Here is a 25,920-nt window from a genome sequence, read left to right as displayed (position 1 = left end):
CACCCTACGGGATTTGGGTAAATCCCCCCACGCACAGAAGACAGAGTTTTAGGTCACCACCGTCAGGAAGCGGTCGTTCAGCTGCCGCTCATAGTAGAAGATACTCTTGCCGGTCTGATCGGCATCCCAATGACGGGTTGGATTATCCGGGTAGTAGTGATAATCCAGCGCAAATACTTCGTTGCGATTGCCGGAGGGATCAAAGAAGTAGATGGTGCGACCGCGAGTGATACCGTGTCGGGTAGGACCAATATCCACCGAAATATCGTAGCGAGTCATAATGTCTGCTGCGTGACCGACATCGTTCCAGGATTCCAGCAAGAAAGAGGCGTGATGGAATTTGCCCTTTTCCGGATATTCCACAAAGGCGATATCGTGGGCCTTGTTACTGCAGGACAGAAATACCGCCAGTTTTCCACCGTCGGGACCTTCCGCGTATTCTGTCAGCGAAAAGCCCAGTATTTCGGTGAATATTTTTATGTTCTCCGCAACGTTTGGACCGTATAACAGACAATGGTCGAAGCGAATGGCGCGCATACCGCGGGGCTCTTCGTGCCAAACATCCGGGTTCTGCACCATGGGACCGTTTTCTGACATCTCAATCTCGGTATACAGATCCAGGCGATGGCCGGAAGGAATTTCGAAACTGACCCGGCGACCCAGACCCGGTTGCTCGTCTGCGGGTACGTGCTCGGTATGCAAGCCGTAGTCGCGCAGTGCCGCATCAAAACCGTCCAGCTCCTCTTCCGTACGAACTTTAAATCCGACGTAGTCTATACCGGCTTTGTCGGCTTCACGCAGAATGACACTGTGGCGGTCAAACTCATCGTAAGCTTTAAGGTAAACGCGGCCGTCAGCTTCTTCACTGACCACGTCCAAACCGATACGGTCGCGATAGTGAACCAGCGCTTCTTTCATATCCAGTACCCGCAGTTGAATAAAACCGGGGCGTAATACACCTGTTAGTGCCATAACACACTCTCCTCAGTTATTAGCGTTCTGCTTGTTAAAACTATGACTCTTCTCAATAATCCGCGTTAAATGACCCAACACCTGAAGCTGCAGGTCACCGCGTGGATGACAGCGGCAGGCCAGCACCACCCCTTGATTCTGCTCATCCTCGCTGACGTGGTCCCGGCTCATTTTGCCGACCTCATATTCGCCTCGCGTAACACGGACCTTGCAAACCCCACAGCCCCCATTGCGACAACCCACGGGTATACCCTTGTGGCCCAGACGCTCCATGCCCCGCAGCAACGACTCACCCGTACGGCAGTCGAAGCTTTCACGGTAGTTATCCAGGGTGACTTTACAATGAAGTGGCATCATCACGGCTTCCATTAAATGGATTTAAACAGCGGGCTTCGCTGGCTCTGTTGTGCGGCATCCGCAGCAGAGATAAATTTCTCGAAGTAAATGTCCCGCTCAAACAGACGCCCTTGCATCAGTACGGTAATGGCGCTGTCGATCATATTGGGCGATCCACACAGGTAAGCCTGATGCCCGCGAAAATCATTCTCCAGGTGTGACTGAGCAACGTCCTGGACATAACCCACCGCACCTTCCCAGGTCTGATCTCCATTGGGCTGGGACAACACGGGCGTGTAGCGGAAGTTCTTAAAGTCCGCCGCCAACTGCTCAAACAGATCCCGATCATAGAGTTCTGTTTGGTTGCGGGCGCCGTGAAACAGTTTGATGTTTCGATCATCCCCTTGCTCCAGCAAATCCAGGATCATGGACTTGGGACTGGAGATACCCGTTCCGCAGGCCAGAAACAGGGCATCGGCATCTGCGGAACGTCTGACAAAAAAGCGACCGTAAGGGCCGGTGATGTCCACCTTGTCACCCACTTTCAGTTGCTGGTGAACAAAGCTCGTGGCTTCTCCACCGGGGATGTGTCGGATCTGCAGTTCCACCCGACGCTTTTCCGATGGCGAATTCGCCAGGGAGAAAGCACGAGTCTGACCAATTTCCGGAAGATGCAGATTCACATATTGTCCCGCCTGGAACTTGAGCTCACGGTCCAACTCTACGATCACGGATTTTGCGGTGGGCGTCAGAGCCTCAATGGCAACCACCACACCGGCATAATCTTCCACCGGATGAACTTCGGCATCGGCGTCTTCTTCAATGTCCGCCTCAATCACCAGATCCGAGGTGGGTGTGGCGCAGCAGGCCAAGCATTTGCCTTCGTCCCGTTCGAAATCCATGAGAGCGAATGGAGAGGCATCACCCTGCTCCACCTCTCCGTCGACAACATCCACCTTGCAGGTTGCACACAATCCGTGGCAACAGGCGTGGGGAAGCCAGATGCCGGCACGCAGGGCAGCGTCCAGAATCGTCTGGTCGTCCTCCACTTCGATGGTTTCGCCCAGTGGTTCGATGGTGACTTCGTAGCTCATTGCCGCAATACCTCTTTGTCTGTCTCTGTTGTTAGAATTGTCTTGACGGTGCTTATCAGGCCGCTACACCGCCAATGCCATTCAAGCCCGGGGTGACAAATCGAATCACCGATTTGTGACCAACACCGTTCTGTGAAAGACTCTTGTGCATATCCGGAATATGAGAAATCTGATCCACGGTCCACTCCACATGACTCCAGTCGATATGTTCAAAGTCGGGGTGGAGTCCATAGGCCGCAGGCAGTATTTCTTTCACGATCACCTCAAAAGGCGCATCCGGGGGCAGTGGTACACAAATAGGGGCGCAAAAAATCAGATGCTTGTCCCATCCGATATACACCAATTGATTACCGTGGAAGTTTTCCTGCGCATCTTTGGCCACACCCTGGTAATCGTTTATGCTTGCTTGTCTCATTGCTGCTCTCCCCTTTACCCGTTGGACACTTGACGAGGTTCATCATCGGACTCCGTTTCCGGATCTAACCCCTTCCACTTCTTCCAGTTGCTGAAGTCTTCCGAAAGGTGGTACTTCACGTTTTCCACCCCTTGATTCAGGCGATACCAATCGAGCACTTCTTCGAGACTGCCTCCACCGCAATTGCCCTGAAAAATCTGGTGTACGGGCAGCCATGCCTGAATGTATTTTTCCGGTTCGTGGTCGAAAATATCTTTGCAGCCGTCGGAACAGGTGTGATATTTGTCTCCCTTGTATTCGCTGACCCGGTAACTGATGGTGGTTGGATCATCTGCCTCTGTATAGAACATGGGAATCTGACAGGTCTGGCATAGCATCGGCAGTGACGGGTTGCTGAAGTCTTTGCCTTCCTCCTCCAGCTTTTTATAGTGCTCCCAGCGAGGGCGATAGTACTTGTCGAAGCTCTCGGGGTACTTGCTGGCCAGCCATTGCATTTCGTCTTCTTCCGGCATCCAGGTGTGGAAGGCGGCGGCGTGGTTATGGGTGTAGAATGTGTTCCAGGTCTGATGACTGAGGTGATCCATACCGGCTACCGTCTGCTCCCAGTACTTGGGCATACGGATACCGTAGCGGGCCAGATCCTCAAACAGCGCGCCGCCGTTCTGTACAAAGTACATCTCCCAGGCTTCTTTCCAGGACATCACTTTTTTCGGCAACATGTAGTCCATCATCATGGATACCAGAGACAGCAGACGGTATCCGCGCCAGAACCACTTGTCGATCCAGCGCTGCACGATGGGAACATTGTCCGGGTGCTGCTCCAGCATAAACTTGATCACTTCCAGACCCAGCGTCATATGACGGGCTTCATCGGACTGGGCAGAGAAGCCAAACGTCACTGTGGCCATATCACCGTTGTAGGCCGCGCCCGACATAAATGGCATAAACAGCAGATTGGTCAACACATACTCGAAAGAGAAGGATATCGCGGTAATAAATTCAAACGGACCGGCGGTCATGGCGTCGTCAAAAAACGACTTGGGCACGGACAGATACCAGACGTTGTCGTGCTTGTGACGAAAATCATCGAGGCCGTTAAAGTACTTGTTGTAGTGACTGATGGTGTGAACCTGGGTCTGCACATGGCGCAATTCATCCACACTCTGCATCTGACAGGCTACCTGCGCACCGACACCCGGCAGCTGCCGGCCGGCCATGGCAAAACCACGGTGTGCCGCATATTCCAGAGGCGAAACGCCATTGAGAAACAGCTTCAGGGCGTTGATGTAGCGCGCGTCGGTAACATTCAGCTGGCCATTATTCTGCGCAAAGGCTTCAATAATGGCGTAGAGCTTGCGTTCCTTTTCTGCCTGGTATTTCCAGTAGGCATCCATGGTTAACCGGAACGGGTCTTCCCACTTGTCCCAGTCTTCAATCTTCAGACCTTCCATTTCCGTTTGCGGGTAGATCTTTTCCATGGGTTGGTAGCTGGGTTCCCAGCTCAGATCGCGGGTCATTTTGCTGTACTTTTCCCGCAGTCCCAGTTTCTTTGCACTCATCGCTCAGTCCTCAAATTTCGTTTTTATCTGTGCTAATGGTTTACCGCTTACGCGCGGCGCTCCAGCGTAAAGGTATCTTCGGTTTCATCCACATTGCCGGAGATGGACACCAGACTGATATGTATCTCCTGCGGATCCCAATCACGGCCGATCAGGTCTTCAACCGTTTCCCGGTTTACTACCAATCTCCCCGGAGCATCGATTTTCACCATCGCCGGAAAGTGATTGATTTCAGCCTTGGGATTGTCCTGCTCGATGGCCTCAATAATGGGGCGCGCCTCTTCGTTGTTTTGCAATGCGATATACACCATGTTGTTCGACATCGTTATCACCCTCACTTTCGATTTTTGAATTAAGACAGTTCCAGTGTGCACTTCTTTTTGAGGCGCACGCTCAGTTCAGTTTTTAACTCTTCCAAAACATCTTCGGCCTCACTCTCAAATACTCGTTCCGCAACCGGCAACAGCGCCGCTTCCACCTTGGGCAGCCAGTGGTTGATCCAGGACTGCAATTGCTCGCGATTAGCTTCCGATTCCTGCGCTGCCGTTTTGAGAGTGGCATCAACCCAACGTTTGGACTCACCAAACCACTCGGACATAAATTCAGTCAGCATTGCCAGTGAGGAACCACCGTTCTCGGAAACCGCTTTATCCATACGCTCATACACCAGCGGATACAGGAGTCCGTCCAATACCAGCGTCTGTGCCACCAGCAGTTCGAACCAGTCTTCCACCACCAGCAGGTCTTCCATCAGGCGCCGTAATGATTGCCAGCGTTCAGCCTGCAACCAGTCTTCCTTGGCCTGATTGAGCAGTTCACCCGTATTACCATCCAGAATAAGACCGATACGAGACAAATACTGGGCAATGCCGAGGCGGTCCATACCGGCAAACGCCGTAAGCTGGGTAATCGCGGCGCCGTAACCATAAGAGGTCACGTAATAGTTATTGAGATTGGCTCCGTACTCCACATGGCGCAGAGGCAGCAATACATCCGCAACCACCTGACGCCATTCGTCGCTCATCAAAGACAACAGATCCCGCTGTTCGACAAAACTGAAATTGCGCTCCGTAGAATCCTGTTGCTTGGCGCGGGCGATGGTCCAACTGCCGTAGTAAAACTGGCGGGGGTCACGAAACGCATACCAGTCTTCCATTACAATGGCGGTACGATTTTTATCATAAAGTTCATTAGCCGAATCCCAGTAAGGCCGGTAGTGAAAATTTGCTTCCGGTTGCAGTGCAATGGTCGCTTCCTGATATCGTGAAGCGGGTTTGTTGTCGCCGATACGCTCTTGCACATGTTTAAAGGTCTGTCGCAACGGCGTCACATCCGCGGTTTTGATATCGATTTGCATAGGTGTCTCCCCTTGATACAGCTTTATTGGTTGTCTGCCTGTTAACTAACTTTTGAAGTCGCTCTCTGATTTATTGCTGAAGCTGTGGAGCACTGGCTTCGCGCCACTGCTCCCGATCCTGATCGATCACTTCCGCCTGATTGTCGGAGAGAAAATGAACCCGATTGGATGAACAGAACTCCCAGAATGCCGTCTCAGGCAAAATCAGTTCTACGTACAACTCCGGGTCATTGATGGAAAAATCGAACTCAACGAAACCGTCACCACGCATTTCGCGCACATGGACATAACGTTGCTGTTGGGTGTCTGCTGCTGTGGCCATGGTGCTCACTCTCCAATATCTTCTCGCCTCGAACGTATTGGAGTACAGAGCAGAAACTGTGCCAGACGGGAAAAGTCACTTTATTTCAAAGACTTAGATAATTATTGGTGATTTGGGGAAAGTCTTGATCTCACCAATTCATTAATTATTTGGTTGAGTTTTGTTGTTTTCATCATGTCTTTTTTCTCTTAACCACGGGCTCCTTTATTCTAAAATGATCAAATTTGATGATTAGATTAGATTCGCCTTGACAGATTCCAGACCTTTTGCAAAGGTAGATTTATTGATTTGATAAAAACAATTTTAAAGACAGGCTCATCCAAGCCGATTAAAAAGCCAAGCGCTTGAGGGAGAATCTCGTGACTAACGTCAATCTGGGCGAAGTCCTGGAGTTGCCAATTCCACTGCAACTGCAATTACAGCCGGGCCACATTACTCTCGAACAGCATCGCATGGTGTTATTGCATGCCGATGCCATGGCCACCATCCGCAAAGAACTGATCGATACTCTCGGCGAAGAACGTGCCCGTGGGTTATTGACTCGTATGGGTTATGCCTCCGGCAAACGGGATGCCGAATTAACCCGCCGACAATTGCCGGAGGCTTCTGACGAAGAACTACTGAGCATGGGACCGTTGTTACACAGTGTAGAAGGCAGCGTTAAAGTCAGCCCAATCCGTCTCAGCATCGATATCGCCGGCGGCAACTATATGGGTGAATTTTTGTGGGAAGACTCCTACGAATCCGAAATGCACCGGGACTGCTTCGGCATGCATACCGAACCGGTTTGCTGGCAACAAATCGGTTACGCTTGCGGCTACACCAGTGCGATTATGGGCAAGGACATTTTTTATCGTGAAGTCTCCTGTACCGGTCGCGGCGACAGTCACTGCCGCATACTGGGTAAGCCGGTGGAAGACTGGGAAGACATTGAGGAAGATCTCAAATACTTTAAACCCGACCGGGTCGCTGATCAGATTATACAGTTACAGCAGGAGGTCGAACACCTGCGCTACTCGCTCGACGACGCCGATTCTCTCGAAGGTATGGTGGGAGAATCTGAAAGTTACAAACAAACCTGCAACCTTCTTCGCAAAGCGGCAGACAGCCTCGTCACGGTTTTGTTGCTGGGTGAAACCGGCGTTGGTAAAGAGATGTTCGCCAGAGCCCTGCATGGCATCAGCCCTCGCGCCAAGAACAATTTTGTCGCCATTAACTGTGCAGCCATTCCTGAAGACCTGTTGGAATCAGAATTATTCGGTGTGGAAAAAGGTGCATTTACCGGTGCTCAACAGTCCCGCCCCGGACGTTTCGAGCGCGCCCATGGCGGAACTCTGTTTCTCGATGAGGTAGGAGAGCTGTCGGCGGCTGCACAGGCAAAGCTCTTAAGGGTGTTGCAAGAAGGTGAATTTGAACGGGTGGGTGATACCCGCACCCGAAAAGTCGATGTTAGACTGGTCGCAGCTACCAATGTTGAGTTACAAAAAGCGGTAGACGAAGGTAAGTTCCGAGCCGATCTGTTTTATCGACTGAATATTTACCCGGTCATTATTCCACCGCTGCGTCAACGCCGGGAAGACATCGCCCTGCTGGCGAAGTTCTTTCTGGACAAATACACGGCCCGTCACGGACGCCGTACCACCGGGATTTCCAGAGACGCCATAGCCGCTCTGAACGACTACAACTGGCCCGGTAATATCCGCGAATTGGAAAATATGATTGAACGGGGCGTTATTCTCTCCGGTAACGACACCCCTATTTCGAGAGATCTGCTGTTTCCCCGGCTCGAAATCAACACGTCGCAAGCGCCAACCGCCAGCGCAACCACTGCGGCTGCTCCCCTGCCTGAACGATCTATGGACAATTTTGTGGAGGACATGCTCGACAACTCCACCTCCCTGGACGAGATTGAATCCCGGCTGATGCAGACGGCCGTGGAGCGCAGCAACGGCAATCTAAGTTCCGCAGCACGAATGCTTGGGTTAACCCGGCCGCAATTGGCTTACCGCCTGAAAAAGCAAGGCAACGGCGCAGAGTCGGGAGCGGCTCATTGAACCTCGGCTGTTAGTCTCAAGGGAGCTTACCAAGCTCCTAGCTGCGCGCATCTACGAAACCCTCCTACAGGATTGGCCAATGCAATTGTGGAAAAGTAAGTACACCCCGTTAGGGTCGAAAGTGCTTGTGTAGCTGTTCCGTGTCTTCATCACTCACTCCTACATTTTTAAAGAATGTTTCCCAATGCTCAATAGCGTTATGAACTTCTTCAGAGATGCAGCTTACTCTAGAGGCAGAAAGGCCAAATATTCTACCACTGACTTCGCTGGGCCTTGGTGGTGAAGTCTGGTATTTATAACCGGCCACGTGGTACTGGCCAACTGCCAAGGATGGAACCATGTCATAGGCGGGCGACAACCTATATCCGTCGCCGGTATTGATAAAGCTGAAGTTTCGTTCATGATCATCAGTATTGTTAATAGCCGCATTGAAAAGCATCTGCCGTAGCAGCTGCTCCAAATCGGCTTGCGGATCGGCGCTGTATACTTTGATGAAGTGCTCAATGTCATCGTATCGGAAAGCCCCCCCTCGATCACATTGATTTTGATTGTCCTTTAGCAACGCGTTGGCTGTAATCAGGTGTTGGCGACCATTCGTCACCACATCAAATCGTTCAAGCAAGAGAACTTCTCGACCGTTAATTCCCGTGATGACCTTGCCTGTGGACGTATTGATGCCGGCGTTCCGTGCCATGTTCAAACAGGCCAGTTCAACCCGCGCATTATTGTATTGGTCCTGGGTAAGCGAGTTGAACTTGGCGAGAAACGCCCGACCGTTCTCCTGAATCAGCGCTTTGGGGCGTGCACCGCCTACCCCTGTACCCGCATTGGCCAAATAGGTCAAACTGTACTCATCCGTTGACGGTGCGCGGTATTCCTCCTTTTCAACCGCTTGAGCAGTCTGCTCCGCTTCAGCAATCCGGCTAATATCCGCGCCCAGACCATACTCTGGCCGCTGATCCTTGGGCACCCACTGTAATGCACCAATGCGATTGCTACCCAACTTGGATAAAAGATCAATTGGACTCTGTTCACTGATGCGCTTGCCTTCTTTATAAAAAGTCAGTTGCGACAGAACTTTTTTTCCCCAGCCGTCGGGCAAGTAATCATCAAGCAAACCGGGCTGCCCTCCGGCTCGACAGGTCAAGACAATATCTTCGTTGGATAGCGGTATCTGAACCGGGTCCAGAGCGAAAGCATTGGGCTGATTGAGATAATCCTGCTCATAGCGCAGAGCAAACAAGTCCAGGACACCGTGCTCCTCCCGTAGTGCCACGGTAGCGACCTTAAGCCGCTCAATGAGAGGTGTATTCAGGTAAAGATCGTACCTTTCAACCCGCTTAGCCATCGAGGATATTCTCCTCCATGATAAACAGCTGCGCGAATCCCTCAGTCAGCCCCAGCAGTTCAGCAGCGGCATAGTATTTATCCATACCCACTGACAAATCCCCTTGTTCCATTTTGACGTAGGTAGCCTTAGATACACCAATTCTCAAGGAGAAGGTTCGCTGGGTATCCCGGGGGTAGTGCCTCTTGCGTGCCTTGGCCAGGTTTCGCCCCAGAGGTTCAATACGTCTTTTGGTCTTCATTACGGTCTAGAATATTAGTCATTTTCAAGGATTTCGCCCAAAAAGTCTAATATTTTAGCCCCTATCAATCAAGTAATGATTTCTCGATGACTACTGGAGGACGCCAGGCGGATAAAGATACCGTCAGCTCAACCAGAACCTCAAATATAGGTACCCGACTGCAAAGCCGGCCATCATGGCAATGGATACCTTACTGAACAGTCTGAATTTTTCTCCTGGACGGCTTGCAACGGGCACGTTCTCCGCGGTGATTGCCTTATGGTTAAGGTATGCAATCAACGGCGCCGTGATAAAGGCCACAGTGGCAGCCAGGTCGATCAACCCCGTCAACGACGTCAGAAAATAGCGGTATGTCAGCGCTGCTCCTACCGCCATTAATACCAAAACACCTAAGTAAAAGGGATCCGTCTCGGTGAGTTTGTGGTCATCCTGCGCCTCGGGGATATCGAGCCAGCGACGGTGCAGTGATGACAAGGTTCGGGGAAAGGCATCCATCAGGGCCAGCAGGCTGGAATAGATAATCGCCAGCGCCGCCAGACCAATAACCGGTCCGGTACTGCTGCCAAACACCCCCTGATACAAGCTGATCAACTGTGCCGAAAATGCTGCCGAGCCTGTTTGCAATTCAATCCCCTTGCCGTGCATCAAACCCGCGCCCAACAACAGAAAACAAATGGCGAGCACCAGGGTACCGAAAAAGCCCAAGTTAAAATCGAAACGGCTTTGAGCCAATGTCGGTGCTTTTTCACTACTTTCTGCTTTGGCCTTGGCCCACAGAGACTGCCAGACGGAGGCGTCCAGAGGTACAGGCATCCAGCCAATCAACGCTGCAATAAACAGCAACCCCACAATATCGAGGTCAGTTGGCAATAGCTGCATCCCCTCCTCCCAGGAAATCTCGGGAATCACCGTCACGGTGGCCACCAGGGTGCACACCATCATCAGCAATACTAATGCCTTGGTCACCCGCTCCAGGGTCTGATAGTGTCCCACTACCAGTAACGCCGCAGTCACACCAATCAAGCCCAGGGCCAACCAATGTGCTGGTATTGAAAGCACGAATACCACTTTGATCAGACCCGCAGACATCAGCGCCAAAACTGAAACAGCGAAAAGCAAGGTTGTCAGGGTAATCAGAAAGTACACACACAATACCCAACGCCCCTGGCGCCGGTAGGCTTCCAGCAGAGTCGTTCCGGTTGCGGGAAAATAGTCACTGGCGAACCGAAAAGCCGGATATTTCAAAATATTGGCGACCACGATAATGGCCATCAACGCCAAACCATACAGTGCCCCGGCTCTGGTGGACTGCACCAGATGAGAAGTGCCAACGCTGGTGGCGGCAAACAGTAACCCGGGGCCCAGCACACTCAGTTGGCGCCACCAGGGCAAATGTTCCGTAGCAACGGATTGCAGAGGTTGGTCGCTCTTCATAGATCGCAGTCTCTTATTGGATATCGGCTCAATCTGTGGTTAATACCTGCGATCGTGTTGCCTGACAATAACTGCCGCACACCACATAAGTATAAGAAGGAGGAGAAATAACGCCCTGGCCGTGCTGGCCGTGGTTTAGCGCCACTGTAATACAGAGAGAAAAAAATGGATTTTGGGGTCGAATATTGGTCCAACCAAATTTTACGAAGAGCGCGTCCCTGCGCTGCGGTAATTGGACGATTTAACAATGAGCGTGTTTCAGTATTTTCAATAGCCTACTGCTCAGACTTTAAATTCCTCCACCAACCCCTGCAGGTTACCCGCAAGCTTATTAAGGTTATCATTGGCCGCCGCGGTTTGCTCCGCCCCCAGAGAGGTTTTCTGGGCCACATCCGCGATGGCCATGACGTTACGGTTAATCTCATCGGTAGTCGTACTTTGTTGTTCTGAGGCTGTAGCGATCTGTACACTCATGTCATTGATACGGGCAACGGCTTCGGCGATGGATACCAGCGATTCACCTGCGGCATTGGCTTGCTCAACCACGGCGCGTGCTTCATCGCGACTGATGCTTATCACCTCGACGGCTTTCTGAGAGCCCGACTGAAGACGCTCAATGAGTTGATTAATCTCTTCAGCTGACTGTTGGGTGCGACCGGCGAGCGTTCTCACTTCATCGGCAACCACAGCAAAACCGCGCCCCTGTTCACCGGCTCTTGCGGCTTCAATGGCGGCGTTGAGCGCTAGCAAGTTGGTTTGCTCCGCGACGCCTTTGATGACTTCCAGGACTGCGTTGATATTGTCGCTGTCGCTTTCCAGCTGCTGCATCACTTCGGAAGCCCCTTCAATACGATCGGCCAAACTCTGAACAGCAATCGCAGCCTCCTCCACGCGCTGACGTCCCTTATCCGTTTCCCGATTGGCGTCCTCTGAGGCGTCGGCCGTGATCGAGATATTATTGCTGACCTCTTGTACAGTCGCGCTCATTTGATTCATGGCTGTCGCCACCTGCTCAGTTTGGGAACGCTGTTCATTGATATTTCTGTTAGTCTGCTCCGACACTGAGGTCAATTGATGGGTCGCGACCCCCATCTCCCCGGTCGAGCGGTAAATGCGATCCAAGACCTTCCCGAATTTGTCCAGCATATCGTCGAATACCTGGGCCATCACACTGATTTCATCCCTGCCATTCATATTGGAACGGACACTCAGGTCGTGCTCTGCACGGGCCTTTTGCATCAATTGTGTCAGCTCCTTAATCGGTCCTTGGATGCTACGCAGAATAAAATAAAGTCCTCCGAGGATCAGGGCGGCAATGCCTACCACGGTGAGCAGGTAGCGAGACTGATTAATGGCTCTCTGTTCCTCAAGCTGCTGGTTCAGCTCTTGGCTGGCGGTTTCGAGCAGCTGCTCACTTTGGTGCACTGTTGAGCGCATCTTGCCGTGAAGCCCCTTGCTACTGCTCAATCCCTTGTGTTGGCTGGCAGCCACAAATGCCATAAAATCACGTTCGTAGTTTTCCATAAACCCCGTTATTTCTTGTTTGCTTTCGGGGTCAATGGAACTGCGCTGCAGGTTGTCATGAAACACCGCCAGATCCGTCGAGAACTTATCCGCGTATTTCATATCCCAGCGCAACATAAAATCCTTCTCGCGCCGACGCAGCATTAACATATCCTTCATCAGCAAGTGATTCTGTTGAGCACCGACGATATCTTCGACCTGATGTACCGCCTGTCGCAAGCGACCGTACAAGCCGTCTTTGGCATGCATCCCAAGCGTTTGCTGTTGGGAGACGATACCGAGGAAGGCGCTTCGGTAGTCAGAAAAGACCTCGTCCAGATTATTAATCGACTGGATCTCAACGCCTTGTCCTTTGAGCCTTTCTTTCAGTTTCTGAAGATCACTCATCAGAAGCTCATGGTTGCTATTGAATTTATCGCGATACTTGAGATCCAGACGCGCCAGAAAATCCTTTTCATTGCGCCGCAGGGTAAGCATGCCAGATTCAATCTCCCGAATCAGCACGCCAGCCTGATGCAATCCATCAATGCGGCGGTCAAAATTGTATTTGAGTGCGACCATCAAGCCCATCCCGACGATGGCGGCAACCGCCACCAGGGTTAGCTTTGATCGAATAGTCAGGTGATTAAGCCACATCCCCATAATCAAATCCTCCTTAATCTGCTTGCAACACCTTGTAGTTGGCGGCTTTATGCCCACTCACATTGACTCCGGTGGGTATTGCTCCGTAGAAGTATTGATGCTTGGTGCGAATTGAGCAAGTATCGTCCTGATATTTTACTTGCACAAAAAATAGATGCCCACCAACGGCTTTACATTCTGACCAGGAGTTTATGTCAGATTTGTTACAGACAGGAAAGCGCTGAGAAAGGGATTGACCCTTTCTCAGCGATGTTGACTTTAGATCAGATTATGCATCACTCATGGTCAGCAAAGCAGTATTGCCACCGGAGGCGGTGGTGTTATTGGAAACAACCTTCTCAACCACAAAACGGTGCATCATGGCCGGACCATTGGACTCCACAATCAGGGGTGTCAGAGCCCCTTCACGTTTTGCCAGCGCTCTATCCAGCCATTCAATCATGGCCTGCGGTGCACTTGCCGCAACGCCTTTTAACGCCGAGTCTGCCAACAGGGCCTCTGCCTGTGCCTGACTGTTGACGGCCAGGCGCTGGTACCACTGATCCAAACCCACCTGTGCCAGGTATGGACTGATATCAGAGCGCTGATCACTGATGTGACTGACAGAGTTACCGCACAGTAATGCCGCACAGATTTGACGAATACTGTTTTCCCAATTGCCATTGCCCTGATCGACACAGAGCAGCTTACCCCTGGCCTTGATCAGGAGTTGATTGAGTTCGCCGGTGGGTCCTGGCAATGTGCTGGGCTCAGACATAAAACCAGCGGCTTCGGTAGCCATCACATCGATCTGTGTTTTAATCTTGTCGGACAGATCAAAGTCATTGCTGTCCAGCAGCAAACCAATCAACGACTTCACTTTTTCCGCGCGTTGATTAACAGTCATGGGCCTATTCGTATCGACCACAGAGTTGGCGGGATTTACCGAGCAATTAGCGAAGTTAAATTCAACCCCACCGCTCTTTTCGCCCTGCTCCGCGCCGCATTCCTGCTTTGCCAACCGATACACATATGAAGGACCACCTGCCTTTGGCCCGGTACCGGACAGTCCGTGCCCGCCAAAAGGCTGTACCCCAACCACAGCACCAATGGTATTACGATTCACATAAATATTGCCGGCGTCGATGGTGTTAACCACCTTGTCCGTGGTCGAATAAATACGCGAGTGCACGCCCGAGGTCAGGCCGAAACCGGTGCTGTTCACATCAGCCAGCGCCTGATCCAGCTTATCGGCCTGGTAACGAACAATATGCACTACGGGACCAAACACTTCTTTCTGGAGCACACCAATATTGTCGATTTCGTAAAGCCGCGGCGCAAAGTAAGTCCCGTGCGCGCACTCGTCCAGCAGCTCGCACTGATACAACAAGCGGCCGTTGATTGCCATATAGTCCACGTGTGCCTGCAGCGCTGAAAGTGCCTTTTGATCAATCACGGGACCAACGTCTGTGCGCAGGTAGGAAGGATCACCCACCGTCAGCTCCTTCATTGCACCGATGATCATGGCGATAACATCGTCGGCAATGTCTTCCTGCAAAAACAGAACCCGCAACGCAGAGCAACGCTGCCCGGCACTCTGGAAGCCCGAAGAAATGACATCGTCCACCACCTGCTCCGGCAACGCGGTTGAATCCACAATCATGCAGTTTTGACCCCCGGTTTCGGCAATCAATGGAATTCTCGGCCCCGGGCGCGCCGCCAGCTTCTGGCTGATCCAGGCTCCAATCTCGGTGGAGCCGGTAAACATGACCGCCGCCACTCGTGGGTCCGGCAAAAGGTGCTCTCCGACCAGTCTTCCAGGCACGACGACCAGCTGGACAACATTTTCCGGGAAGCCGCATTCCGCCATCAACTCCAGCGCCCTGGCGGCGATCAGACAGGTTGTGTCAGCCGGCTTTGCCAATACGGTATTGCCCGCCGCCAATGCCGCCGTAATCTGGCCCAGGAAAATGGCCAGCGGGAAGTTCCAGGGGCTGATGCACACCACCACGCCTCGGGGCTGCAGTTGGCCATCGGACTCCCACTCGGGGTGCGGACTGCAAACCTTATGTCCCTCATTGGCGTAATAACGGCAGAAATCCACAGCTTCGCGAACTTCAGCCACGCCATCAACGGCAATCTTGCCTGCCTCTTTGGTACACAGGGCAATAAACTCATCCATATGTTGTTCGAGTTTGTCACCCAGGCGACGCAGGCATTCGGATCGTTCTTCAACGGGGGTATTGGACCACTGCTCGTATGCCTCGCTGGCCTTTTGCAGTTTATCGGGCATATCTTCGACTGTTGTGGCCGCGACCAGACCCAGCTTGTCGCGGGTGTCCGTCGGACTGGTCGATAACATCATACCCTCCGGGCATTGCAACTCGCGCTTCACGTTTTGATCAACCCAGGCATTCACACCCGTTGCCATTTTGATCACGCTGGGTATATCTGTCAGGTCAACACCCTGTGAGTTGTCCCGACTGGCGCCATAAAGATCGACCGGCAGGGGAATATTGGGGTTGCTCTTGCTCGCCCAGCCTTTGACTTTAACGACGGGGTCTTCAACCAAAGACGCAAGCGATACCGACTCATCAACAATATGGTTAACAAAGGAGGAGTTGGCTCCATTCTCCAACAACCGACGTACCAGATACGCCAACAGATTTTCGTGCTCGCCCACCGGAGCGTATATACGAACAGGGATTTGCTCGTCTTTGATGATATTGTCGTAAAGCCCGTTGCCCATACCGTGCAAACGCTGGAATTCAAAGCCACTGAAGGTGTTACCGGCACGTTCAAGAATATAAGCGACGGAGTAGGCATTGTGGGTGGCGAACTGAGGAAAAACCACATCGCGATTGTCCAGCAATAGACCGGCACAAGCCTGGTAAGACACATCAGTGGAGGCTTTGCGAGTATACACCGGGTAGCCGCCCAGGCCGTCCACCTGAGCAAGTTTAATCTCCGTGTCCCAATAGGCCCCCTTCACCAGACGCAACATCATCTTTCGACCCACCCGGCGGCTGAGATCAATGACCCATTCCAGTACCGGCATGGCGCGCTTTTGATAGGCCTGCACGACAATACCAAAGCCTTCCCAGCCGTCCAGGTCTGGGTCGGAAAAGACCGTCTCGATAATATCCAGAGAGAGATCCAGTCGATCGGCCTCTTCGGCGTCAATGGTAAAACCCAAATCGTATTGTTTGGCCAACAAGGCCAGGCTTTTGAGACGCGCCACCAACTCAGTCATCACCCGCTCACTCTGAGCAAACTCGTAGCGAGGATGAATCGCCGACAGTTTTACTGAAATGCCGGCGCCGTTGTAGATGCCCTTGCCACCACTGATGCGGCCAATATGTTCGATGGCGTTTTTGTAGGATTGGTAATAACCGTCGGCGTCCGACAGGGTGCGCGCCGCTTCACCCAACATATCGTAGGAGTAGCGAAAGCCCCTGGCCTCCTCTTTGGCGGCGCGCTTGGTCGCCTCATCAATGGTACGACCCAACACAAATTGCGATCCCATCACCCCCATAGCCTGACGCATAGCCTGGCGGATCAGTGGCTCGCCCAGGCGGCCGATGGTTTTTTTCAGACCGTTGATGGTCTGCTCTTGTTCTTCCTGGTTAAACTTCACCACGCGACCGGATAACAGCAACCCCCAGGAGGAGGCGTTAACAAATAAGGAGTCGCTGCCACCGAGATGCGAGGCCCAGTCTCCACTCATCAACTTGTCGCGAATCAACCTGTCTGCCGTGGTTTTATCAGGCACTCGCAACAAGGCCTCAGCCAGGCACATCAACACAATGCCCTCATTGGTCGACAGCGCATACTCGTTGAGTAGATTCTGAATGCTGCCGCCATTGTGAGCGGCCTGACGCACCTGACCCGCCATACTGACCGCCTTGGCATCCACCCGCAGCCGGGATTGCTGATCCAGTTCCGCCAAGGGCAGAAGCGAGTTAATGACGTCCGCTTCATCAGCGCGATAGTGCTGGCGAATCCGGTTGCGGAGCGGGTTATCCGTATCAATATGCGGGGATAGATGCATGCCACTGTTCCTCTGACTAAACTTTGTGCAATTGTTGGGTGAAATATTAGAGAAATAGCCGCAGCATGTGGTTTTGAATAATTGACTTTATTCAGGTTATTTATCTATTTTTATGACTTTAAAAGGATGGTAATACTGATAAAATCCAGTTATAGCGGTTTAATATGCTATAAATCCTCAATTGATCAACGATCACGTTATTAGCCCTCTCAGCAAGCCGCTGCCAATCTACCTCACCCTGTAGCAGCGGGCTCTGACCGCGACAGGGATTGGCACTCTGTAACGGAGTAATCGCGGTCAGAGCCCGCTGCTACAGGGTACGGAGTACCATTGGCACCAATTCCCAAACGATTGGCACTCAAAAAAGGGCGCCATCCAGCCATCGCCTTACACTAAGAAACAATGACATTGAGTGTATTAGGAGATACCCATGGCCCTGGATTTTGACAGCGCCCGCTTGACCAACCCTTATCTGACATCGGAGCATGAAGAGTGGCGCAATCAGGTACGCCGCTTTATCGATCGCGAAATCATGCCCTACGCCGCAGAGTGGGACGAAGCCGGCGAGCTGCCTGATGAGCTCTGGACCAAGGCAGGGGAAGTGGGAATCCTGGGGCTGGGTTATCCGGAACAGTATGGGGGTATCAGCGAGGGTATCGACGTCTGGTATCACAATATTCTTAACGAGGAGCTGGCGCGGCCGGGCGTGGGCGGGGTGGCGGCTACACTGATGATTCACAGCATCGGTCTGCCTCCCGTGTCCAACTTTGCCACCGAGGCCATTAAACAAGAGGTGGTTCCGGCTGTACTCAACGGCAGCAAGCGCATCTCCCTGGGAATTACTGAACCCGGTGGCGGCTCAGACGTTGCCAATATCCAGACTACCGCCAGACGCGAGGGCGACTACTACATCGTTAACGGCTCAAAAACCTTTATTACCGGTGCCATGAACGCTAACTGGACCTCTACCGCCGTTCGCACCGGCGGCGAGGGCCCCGGTGGTGTCTCCATGCTGCTGATCCCCATGGATGCCGAAGGCGTGTCCCGCACCCGGCTGGATCGCAAACAGGGCTGGTGGTGTTCGGACACCGCCACTATCTACTTTGATAACGTCATAGTACCTGCGGGTAACCTGATAGGCGAAGAGAACCAAGGCTTCCTGGTGATCATGAACAACTTTAACGCCGAGCGCATGATGCTGTGCGTGGGAATGGAAGCCAGTGCCCGCGTCTGTCTGGAAGAGGCTGTTACCTGGGCCAAAGAACGCAGAACCTTTGGCAAGCGCCTGGCTGACCACCAGGTGATTCGTCACAAGATTGCCGAGATGAAACAGCGCATTAACGCCTGCCAGGCCTATATTAATCATTGCTCACGTGAAATAGCCGAAGGCCGACCCAACCCCGGCGACATTGCCATGCTTAAAGTGCAGTGCAGCCAGACCATGGAGTTCTGCGCCCGCGAAGCCAGCCAGATTCTGGGCGGCGCCAGTTATCTGCGCGATAATCGGGTCGAGCGAATCTATCGGGAAGTAAGAGTCAACGCCATCGGCGGCGGCTCCGAAGAAATTATGCGCGACCTCGCTTCGCGCCAATATGGAGTATAAACAGAATGACCATCAAACTTTGGCACTGCCACAACGCCCGCTCCCTGCGCGTACTTTGGGCACTGGAAGAAATGGGCTTCGACTACGAAGTTGAAGTGATGCCCTTTCCTCCAAGGTTTATGCAGCCTGAGTTTCTTGAGCTGAACGAGTTGGGAACCATCCCCTATATGATCGACGGAGAGACTCATATGACCGAGTCTTCCGGCATCCCCCTGTATCTGGTAGAGCGCTATGGCAAAGAGGAGTTTGGTCTCAAACCCGATCACCCCGAGTATGGCGACTACCTCAACTGGCTGTTTCACAGTGACGCCACCCTGACATTTCCGCAGACCGTCTATATCCGCTACACCATGCAGGAACCACCTGAGCGGGGTCTGGCAGAAGCGGCGACAGACTATATGAAATGGTTCCACGCACGCCTGCGCCGACTGAACAAACACCTGGAAGACGGTCGCGAATATCTGGTGGGTGATCGTTTTACCATTGCCGATATCGCCATTGCCTACGCACTGCATCTGGGCGAAGCCCTGAAAATCGACGAGCGTTATAAACCTCACGTTCGCGATTACCTCAACCGCATGCGAGCACGCCCCGCCTTTCAGAAGGTGGTGGTGATCGGTGAAGAAGGCAGCGTTTTTAAGTAAACACTTTTAAGTCAAAACAAGGGTTACAGGAAGAGACATTATGGCGGTTATCGAATCTCAATTGGATACCCAGTCCGAGGCGTTTAAACACAACCTGAAGGTGATGACGGCCGCGGTCGACGAATTTCGCGGCATCGAACGCCGGGTGATTGAAGCGGCGCAGGCCAAGGCGCCACGCTATATCAAAAAGGGCTTGATCCCGCCCCGCGAGCGCCTGAGCCTGCTGCTCGACGCCGGGGCACCGTTTCTGGAATTATCCAGCCTCTGCGGTTATATGCAGGATGAAGATACGGACGGCTCCGCCGCCGGCGGCAGTTATATCGCCGGCATTGGCTACATCGCCGGGGTTCGTTGTCTGGTGGCGGTTGACGACTACCTCACCAAGGGCGGCAGTATCGCCCCCATGGGAGGCAAAAAGCGTAACCGTATGATGGACATCGCCATGGAGAACAAATTGCCGATGGTGAACTTGTCCCAGAGTGGTGGCGGTAATCTGAAGTTGATTGGCGACACCTTTGGCGAGTCCGGCGAGATGTTTGCCCGCCAGTGCCGTTTATCCGCAGCGGGTATTCCACAAATTACCGTGGTTCATGGCAGCGCCACCGCCGGTGGAGCCTACCAACCGACACTGTCCGATTACCTGATTCTGGTACGTAAGCAGTCCACCATGTATCTGGCGGGCCCTCCCCTGCTGAAAGCCGCCACCGGCGAAATAGCCACCGACGAAGAACTGGGCGGCGCCGAGATGCACAGTGAAATTGCCGGTACCAATGACTACCTGGCCGAGAATGACGCCGACGGTATTCGTATTGCCCGCGACGTAACCCAAAAACTGGGGTGGAATAAAAACCAACCGCTGCACGCCGAGGTTTCCTATCAGGAGCCCCTTTACGCGGCTAATGAATTGCGCGGTATTGTGCCGGAAGATGCCAAAACACCGTTTGATATGCGTGAGGTGATTGCCCGCATCGCTGATGGCTCAGACTTTTTGGAGTTTAAGGGTGATTTTGATAACGGCACCCTGTGTGGCCATATCGAGATCGAAGGCGAGCCCTGCGGTGTCATTGGCAACAATAGCCCGATCACCGCCAAAGGTGCCGCCAAAGCCGCGCAGTTCATCCAGCTGTGTGAGCAGTCCGGCACCCCGCTGCTGTTTCTCACTAACACCACTGGCTTTCTGGTGGGCACCGAACCCGAGCAGGCGGGCATTATCAAACACGGCTCCAAGTTTATTCAGGCGGTTACCAATTGCACCGTACCTAAAATCACTATTATTGTCGGTGGCTCCTACGGTGCCGGCAACTACGCCATGGCCGGTCGCGGTATGAAGCCGCGCTTTCTGTTTGCCTGGCCCCGCAGTGTGGTGTCGGTCATGGGCCCGGCCCAGGCCGGCAGTGTTTTGCGTCAGGTGGCCGAAGCCAAAATGGCGCGCTCCGGCGCGCAGATGACCGACGAAATGCGCGGTATGATCGACGCCATGGAAAAAGACACGGTCGACACCATGGAAGCCAAGTCCAACGCGCTGGCCAATACTGCACGGGTTTGGGACGACGGCATTATCGACCCCGCCGACACCCGTTCGGTGGTGGCCTTTGCCCTGAGTGTTTGTCGCGAAGCCGATGAGCGACATGTGAATACCAATACCTTCGGTATCGGACGTTTGTAACGGCTTTATCAGGAAAATAGACATCATGAGCAAGATCACAAAAATACTTGTCGCCAACCGTGGCGAAATTGCCGTTCGCGTGATGCGCACCGCCCGCGACCTGGGCTACCGCACCGTTGCCGTTTACAGTGAGGCCGACGCTGGCGCCCTGCATGTGAGCGAGGCCGATCAGGCTGTCTGTATTGGACCCGCTGCCGTGGGTGAATCCTACCTGGTCGCAGACAAAATCCTGGCCGCTGCCAAACAGACCGGTGCCGATGCCATCCACCCCGGTTACGGTTTCCTGTCGGAAAACGCCGATTTCTCCAAAGCCTGCGAAGCCGAGGGCATTGTGTTTATCGGCCCCCGTGCCGAAGCCATCGAGCTGATGGGCAGCAAGCGTTTGTCCAAGATCGCGATGATTGATGCCGGTGTACCCTGCATTCCCGGTTACCAGGATGCCGACCAGTCCGACCAAACCCTGCTAGCCAGGGCCGAAGAGATTGGCTTCCCGTTGATGGTAAAAGCCTCCGCCGGTGGCGGCGGTCGCGGTATGCGCCTGGTGTTCGAACACAGACAACTGGCCGAGCAGATTCGCACAGCGCGCTCCGAGGCAGAAACCGCCTTTGGCAGCGGCGAACTGATTTTGGAGCGCGCGGTGATTGAACCGCGCCATATCGAGATTCAGGTCTTTGCCGACGAACACGGCAATGCCGTCTATCTGGGTGAGCGGGATTGCTCCATCCAACGCCGCCACCAGAAAGTGGTGGAAGAAGCACCCTCCCCGTTTGTTGACCCCGAACTGCGCCAGCGCATGGGCGAGGCGGCGGTAAACGCCGCCAAGGCCTGCAGCTATCGCGGCGCCGGTACCGTGGAGTTTTTGGTTGATAAAGACAAGAACTTTTATTTCCTGGAAATGAACACCCGGCTGCAGGTGGAACACCCGGTCACTGAGCTGATCACCGGTCTGGATCTGGTTGCCTGGCAATTAAAAGTCGCCTCCGGCGACCCTCTGCCCCTCACCCAGGATCAGGTGCAATTGAAGGGTCACGCCGTAGAGGTCCGCCTGTACGCCGAAGACCCGCGCAATAACTTTATGCCGCAAACCGGTCAGGTTCGCCTGTGGAGTTGTCCCGAACGGACAAATAGCCCGGAGCGCTCCGGAATCCGTATGGATCACGGCATTCAAACCGGCCAGCAAGTCAGCCCCTTCTATGACCCGATGATTGCCAAAGTCATCGCCTATGGTGATAACCGTGCCGAAGCCATTCGGCGTCTGGCCTCCGCAGTGCAGGATACCCAACTGTTGGGGATGAACAACAACAAACTGTTTCTGCAAAATGTACTGAGACATGATGTCTTCGGCGATGGCGAAGCCACCACCGCGTTTATTGAGCAGCACTTTAGCTCTGATGTCAGCATGGATCAGAAACAGCCGTCCAACACGACTCTGGCCAAAGCCGCCCTGCTGTACTTTAAGCGCTCAAAGGACGCCGGCCAGGATCAAAAATTCCACTGGAGCCGTTCCGTGGCCCAGAGCTATGCCTACAAGCTGGAGTTCGACGGGCAGTCCAACCTGATTAACCTGAGTGAAAGCGATGATCATTTCGTGATTTCGGTTGGAGAACCCTCTTCTGAACAAGAAAGCATGGCGCTGCAATTTGTTTCCCTGGACGACAATCGCTGTGTCTATATCGAAAATGGCGTGCGCGAGACCCTGCACTTCGCCTTCGACAATAAAACACTGTACCTGGATGACGGCACTGGTCACTTTATTCTCGAAGACGTTACCCACCAGCCCGCGGCTGCGGCCGGTGGCGCCGGCAGCGGACAGATCAAGGCAACCATGGACGGCGCCATTGTCGAAGTCCTGGTAAACGAGGGAGACGCCGTGGAAGCCGGCCAGACCCTGGTGATACTGGAGGCTATGAAGATGGAGCACCCCCTTAAAGCGGGCATTAGCGGTACCGTGTCCGCCATCAGTTGTGAAGCGGGTCAGCAGGTGAAATCCAAACAGCTGCTGGTCAGCGTTGACGGAGAGGAAAGCAATGACTGATGTCATCAAAATTGCCAACTGCAGCGGTTTTTACGGCGACAAGCTATCGGCGGCAAAGGAAATGGTTGAAGGTGGCCCCATTGATGTGCTGACCGGTGACTATCTCGCCGAGCTGACCATGGCTATTCTGTATGGCCAGAAAATGAAGCGAAGCTCTCAAGGCGACAATAGTGGGGGCTACGTAGGTACGTTTCTAAAGCAGGTTAAACAGGTGCTGCAGCCCTGTATCGAAAAGAACATCAAAATCGTCAGCAACGCCGGCGGTCTCAACCCTGCGTCCATGGCCGACGCCGTAAAGGTAATTGCCAGTGAGCTGAACCTCGACGTCAAGGTCGCCTATATCGATGGTGACGATCTGGTTCCTCGTATGCAAGAGTTACAGGGCGAAGGTGAAACCTTTAGCAATATGGATACCGGCGCCAGGCTGGCCGACAGCCAAAACACACTGCTGACGGCCAATGCCTATTTGGGCGCCTGGGGCATCAAGGAAGCCCTCGACCAGGGCGCCGATGTGGTTATCTGCCCTCGCGTGACCGATGCCGCAGTGGTCATCGGCCCCGCAGCCTGGAAGTTCAACTGGCAGCGCACCGATTACGATGCCTTGGCAGGTGCACTGGCCGCCGGTCATGTGATCGAGTGTGGCCAGCAGGCCACCGGCGGCAACTACGCGTTCTTTCAGGAGGTGCCCAGCTTCGACAACCCCGGCTACCCCATTGCCGAAATTGAGGCCAACGGCAATTTCACCATAACCAAACACCCCGGTACAGGCGGTCTGGTTTCTGTGGGCACGGTTAAATCACAGCTGTTGTACGAAATCGGTGATCCGGCCTACAAAAACCCGGATGTGATTGGCCACTTTGACACCTTGAGTATTGAGCAGACCGGCGATGATCGCGTGTACGTCAGCGGCTGTAAAGGCTCCTGCCCACCACCAACGCATAAGGTGTGCATCAATACCCTGGGGGGCTTTCGCAACGGTTTTGAAATCCTGATCGCCGGCCTGGATGTGGAAGCCAAGGCTAATGTTTTGACTGAAACCTTTTTCAAGAACATCGGTGGTAAAGAACAGTTTGACGACGTATCGATCGAATTGATTCGCAGCGACAAAGAAAACCCGCAATGCAATGAAGAAGCCTTTGCCCGCTTGAGAATCGTCGCCAAATCCCAGGACAAGGATCTGGTTGGCCGCCTGTTTAGTGCCAAAATGATTGAAATCGCCCTGGCCAATATTCCGGGCTTTGGTCCCATGAACCCCATCGGAAATGGTGAGAGCTTCCTGGTTTACTGGCCGACGCTGGTGGATAGCCGATACATCACCGAGCGCGTACACATTGACGAACAGGTGATCGAAGTAACACCAACCAGCCAACTGGATTTGGAACCTGTTAACCATGAAGTGGTACCGGCCGCCGTGTCTGCTGCTCCAACTGGAGAAACTATCAGCATTCCATTCGGGCGCTTATTCGGTACCCGCTCCGGCGATAAAGGCGGCTGTGCCAATGTGGGGGTATGGGCGACCAGCGATGACGCCTATGGCTTCCTGCATGAGTTTCTGACGGTTGATCGATTAAAAGCACTGATGCCGGAAACAGCCGACTTGGATATTGAACGCTTTGAGCTGGCCAATATCCAATCTTTGAATTTCTTTATCAAAGGCATTCTGGGTGAAGGTGTGGCGTCTTCAGTACGGATGGACCCACAGGCAAAATCCATGGGGGAATACCTCAGAGCCAAGGTTATCGAGGTACCTGTTGCTTTGACGGAACATTTGAACCTGGGCTGAAAAGAGAAGAATGAGAGACAAACAATGACTGCAGAAAAACTATCTCTGGAAGGCTTGATCTTCGAAGCCGTTGAAATCGACATCAAAGACCATATCCTCACCATCCGCCTCAACCGCCCGGAGCGTAAAAACGCCATTAACGCCGCCATGGCGGCTGAGATCATCTACGCCCTGGATTACGCCAAACAGGAAAGAGATATTCGCGTGGTGGTACTGGCAGCCAATGGCGATGTCTTCTGCGCCGGCGGCGACCTGTCCATGATGAGCGGTAAGGCCAGTGAAACCACATCCACGGTACCCGTTCGCGGCGGCACCGACGATATCGCCCTGCGAATTCGTCATCTCAATAAACCGTCTATAGCCTGTGTGCAGGGCAACCTGTTTGCCGGAGCCCTGCTGTTCCTCTGCAATGTGACCCATGCAATTGCCGCCGAGGGCGTAAAGTTCTCCGCACCGGAAATCAAACGCGGCATCTGGCCCTTTATGGTCATGGGCGGATTGTTCCGGGTTATGCCCCAGCGGGCAGCCCTCGATTTTGTGATGCGCGGTAATGCCATTTCTACCGACAAGGCCGAAAAATGGGGACTGATTAACGAGGCTGTACCAGCGGACTCTTTACAGGATCACGTCGCCAGCCTGGCAACCGAGCTGGCCAGTCTGGCCCCTGGCTCCATGAGCATGGGGCTGGCGGCCTATGTCCAACAGGACGCCATGGACTTTGACAGCGCTCTTCCCTTTCTGCGCGAGCAACTGGATGCCTGTTTACAGAGTCCGGATGCCAAAGAAGGCATTACGGCGTTTCTGGAAAAACGTGCGCCCAAGTGGGAATAAACAGCAGCTGGTGACTCCTTTTTCTACTAG

General features: G+C 53.3%; 20 protein-coding genes. 7 read left to right on the top strand and 13 right to left on the bottom strand.

Features of this window, described 5'->3' with window-relative positions:
- Nucleotides 1-48: 48 nt before the first annotated feature.
- From HBA55_RS21695 to HBA55_RS21660, 8 genes are all read right to left on the bottom strand, one after another.
- Nucleotides 49-972 (bottom strand): catechol 2,3-dioxygenase, encoded by a 924-nt coding sequence (locus HBA55_RS21695; RefSeq protein WP_166995789.1) that lies wholly within the window; start codon nucleotides 970-972, stop codon nucleotides 49-51.
- A gap of 12 nt (nucleotides 973-984) precedes the next feature.
- Nucleotides 985-1,329: a 2Fe-2S iron-sulfur cluster-binding protein gene (locus HBA55_RS21690; protein ID WP_206019915.1), complete on the bottom strand. Its 345-nt coding sequence runs from the start codon at nucleotides 1,327-1,329 to the stop codon at nucleotides 985-987.
- A gap of 11 nt (nucleotides 1,330-1,340) precedes the next feature.
- Nucleotides 1,341-2,402 (bottom strand): NADH:ubiquinone reductase (Na(+)-transporting) subunit F, encoded by a 1,062-nt coding sequence (locus tag HBA55_RS21685; RefSeq protein ID WP_166995787.1) that lies wholly within the window; start codon nucleotides 2,400-2,402, stop codon nucleotides 1,341-1,343.
- 55 nt (nucleotides 2,403-2,457) lie between these two features.
- Nucleotides 2,458-2,817, bottom strand: coding sequence for a phenol hydroxylase subunit P4 (locus HBA55_RS21680; RefSeq protein WP_166995786.1), 360 nt, complete (start codon nucleotides 2,815-2,817; stop codon nucleotides 2,458-2,460).
- Nucleotides 2,818-2,831: 14 nt separating this feature from the next.
- Nucleotides 2,832-4,376, bottom strand: coding sequence for an aromatic/alkene/methane monooxygenase hydroxylase/oxygenase subunit alpha (locus HBA55_RS21675; protein ID WP_166995784.1), 1,545 nt, complete (start codon nucleotides 4,374-4,376; stop codon nucleotides 2,832-2,834).
- Nucleotides 4,377-4,423: 47 nt separating this feature from the next.
- The gene (locus HBA55_RS21670) at nucleotides 4,424-4,699 is read right to left on the bottom strand and encodes an MmoB/DmpM family protein (RefSeq protein ID WP_166995782.1); all 276 of its coding nucleotides are present in this window, start codon (nucleotides 4,697-4,699) and stop codon (nucleotides 4,424-4,426) included.
- A gap of 29 nt (nucleotides 4,700-4,728) precedes the next feature.
- Nucleotides 4,729-5,733 carry an aromatic/alkene monooxygenase hydroxylase subunit beta gene (locus HBA55_RS21665; protein WP_166995780.1) on the bottom strand — a complete coding sequence of 335 codons (1,005 nt, stop codon included), beginning with the start codon at nucleotides 5,731-5,733 and terminating at the stop codon, nucleotides 4,729-4,731.
- 70 nt (nucleotides 5,734-5,803) lie between these two features.
- Nucleotides 5,804-6,055 (bottom strand): phenol hydroxylase subunit, encoded by a 252-nt coding sequence (locus tag HBA55_RS21660; protein WP_166995778.1) that lies wholly within the window; start codon nucleotides 6,053-6,055, stop codon nucleotides 5,804-5,806.
- A 359-nt stretch (nucleotides 6,056-6,414) separates the two neighbouring features.
- Between HBA55_RS21660 and HBA55_RS21655 the strand changes: the two genes are divergently transcribed.
- Entirely contained in the window at nucleotides 6,415-8,109 is a 1,695-nt protein-coding gene (locus tag HBA55_RS21655) for a sigma 54-interacting transcriptional regulator (protein WP_206019914.1), read from the top strand.
- A 109-nt stretch (nucleotides 8,110-8,218) separates the two neighbouring features.
- On the opposite strand, the gene HBA55_RS21650 is transcribed toward HBA55_RS21655, so the two are convergent.
- From HBA55_RS21650 to putA, 5 genes are all read right to left on the bottom strand, one after another.
- The gene (locus HBA55_RS21650; RefSeq protein ID WP_166995776.1) at nucleotides 8,219-9,457 is read right to left on the bottom strand and encodes a type II toxin-antitoxin system HipA family toxin; all 1,239 of its coding nucleotides are present in this window, start codon (nucleotides 9,455-9,457) and stop codon (nucleotides 8,219-8,221) included.
- A complete protein-coding gene (locus HBA55_RS21645; RefSeq protein ID WP_166995774.1) occupies nucleotides 9,450-9,698 on the bottom strand; it encodes a helix-turn-helix domain-containing protein in 249 nt (82 codons plus the stop codon). The genes HBA55_RS21650 and HBA55_RS21645 overlap by 8 nt, the downstream gene beginning before the upstream one ends.
- 123 nt (nucleotides 9,699-9,821) lie before the next feature.
- A complete protein-coding gene (locus tag HBA55_RS21640) occupies nucleotides 9,822-11,132 on the bottom strand; it encodes an Nramp family divalent metal transporter (protein WP_166995772.1) in 1,311 nt (436 codons plus the stop codon).
- Nucleotides 11,133-11,414: 282 nt separating this feature from the next.
- Entirely contained in the window at nucleotides 11,415-13,298 is a 1,884-nt protein-coding gene (locus HBA55_RS21635; protein ID WP_166995770.1) for a methyl-accepting chemotaxis protein, read from the bottom strand.
- 268 nt (nucleotides 13,299-13,566) lie between these two features.
- Entirely contained in the window at nucleotides 13,567-17,328 is a 3,762-nt protein-coding gene (putA, locus tag HBA55_RS21630) for a bifunctional proline dehydrogenase/L-glutamate gamma-semialdehyde dehydrogenase PutA (RefSeq protein WP_166995765.1), read from the bottom strand.
- Between the two features lie 430 nt (nucleotides 17,329-17,758).
- Here putA and HBA55_RS21625 point away from each other — a divergent pair, with 430 nt between their 5' ends.
- Genes HBA55_RS21625 through HBA55_RS21600 form a run of 6 tightly spaced genes read left to right on the top strand, consistent with a single transcriptional unit; the run spans nucleotide 17,759 to nucleotide 25,890 of the window.
- A complete protein-coding gene (locus HBA55_RS21625) occupies nucleotides 17,759-18,931 on the top strand; it encodes an acyl-CoA dehydrogenase family protein (protein WP_166995763.1) in 1,173 nt (390 codons plus the stop codon).
- Between the two features lie 5 nt (nucleotides 18,932-18,936).
- Nucleotides 18,937-19,575, top strand: a complete 639-nt coding sequence (locus HBA55_RS21620; RefSeq protein ID WP_166995761.1) for a glutathione S-transferase family protein — start codon at nucleotides 18,937-18,939, stop codon at nucleotides 19,573-19,575.
- 40 nt (nucleotides 19,576-19,615) lie between these two features.
- On the top strand, nucleotides 19,616-21,241 hold the full coding sequence (locus HBA55_RS21615; protein WP_166995759.1) for an acyl-CoA carboxylase subunit beta: 1,626 nt from the start codon (nucleotides 19,616-19,618) through the stop codon (nucleotides 21,239-21,241).
- Between the two features lie 25 nt (nucleotides 21,242-21,266).
- Nucleotides 21,267-23,276: an acetyl/propionyl/methylcrotonyl-CoA carboxylase subunit alpha gene (locus HBA55_RS21610; protein ID WP_166995757.1), complete on the top strand. Its 2,010-nt coding sequence runs from the start codon at nucleotides 21,267-21,269 to the stop codon at nucleotides 23,274-23,276.
- Nucleotides 23,269-25,059 carry an acyclic terpene utilization AtuA family protein gene (locus tag HBA55_RS21605; RefSeq protein ID WP_166995756.1) on the top strand — a complete coding sequence of 597 codons (1,791 nt, stop codon included), beginning with the start codon at nucleotides 23,269-23,271 and terminating at the stop codon, nucleotides 25,057-25,059. The genes HBA55_RS21610 and HBA55_RS21605 overlap by 8 nt, the downstream gene beginning before the upstream one ends.
- A gap of 24 nt (nucleotides 25,060-25,083) precedes the next feature.
- Nucleotides 25,084-25,890 carry an enoyl-CoA hydratase/isomerase family protein gene (locus tag HBA55_RS21600; RefSeq protein ID WP_166995754.1) on the top strand — a complete coding sequence of 269 codons (807 nt, stop codon included), beginning with the start codon at nucleotides 25,084-25,086 and terminating at the stop codon, nucleotides 25,888-25,890.
- Nucleotides 25,891-25,920: the final 30 nt, after the last annotated feature.

This window comes from Pseudomaricurvus alkylphenolicus (genome assembly GCF_011683955.1).
In the GTDB taxonomy this organism is placed as follows: domain Bacteria; phylum Pseudomonadota; class Gammaproteobacteria; order Pseudomonadales; family Cellvibrionaceae; genus Pseudomaricurvus; species Pseudomaricurvus alkylphenolicus.
The sequence above is the reverse complement of the archived record's forward strand: the minus strand, read 5'-3'. Positions and strand labels throughout refer to the sequence as shown.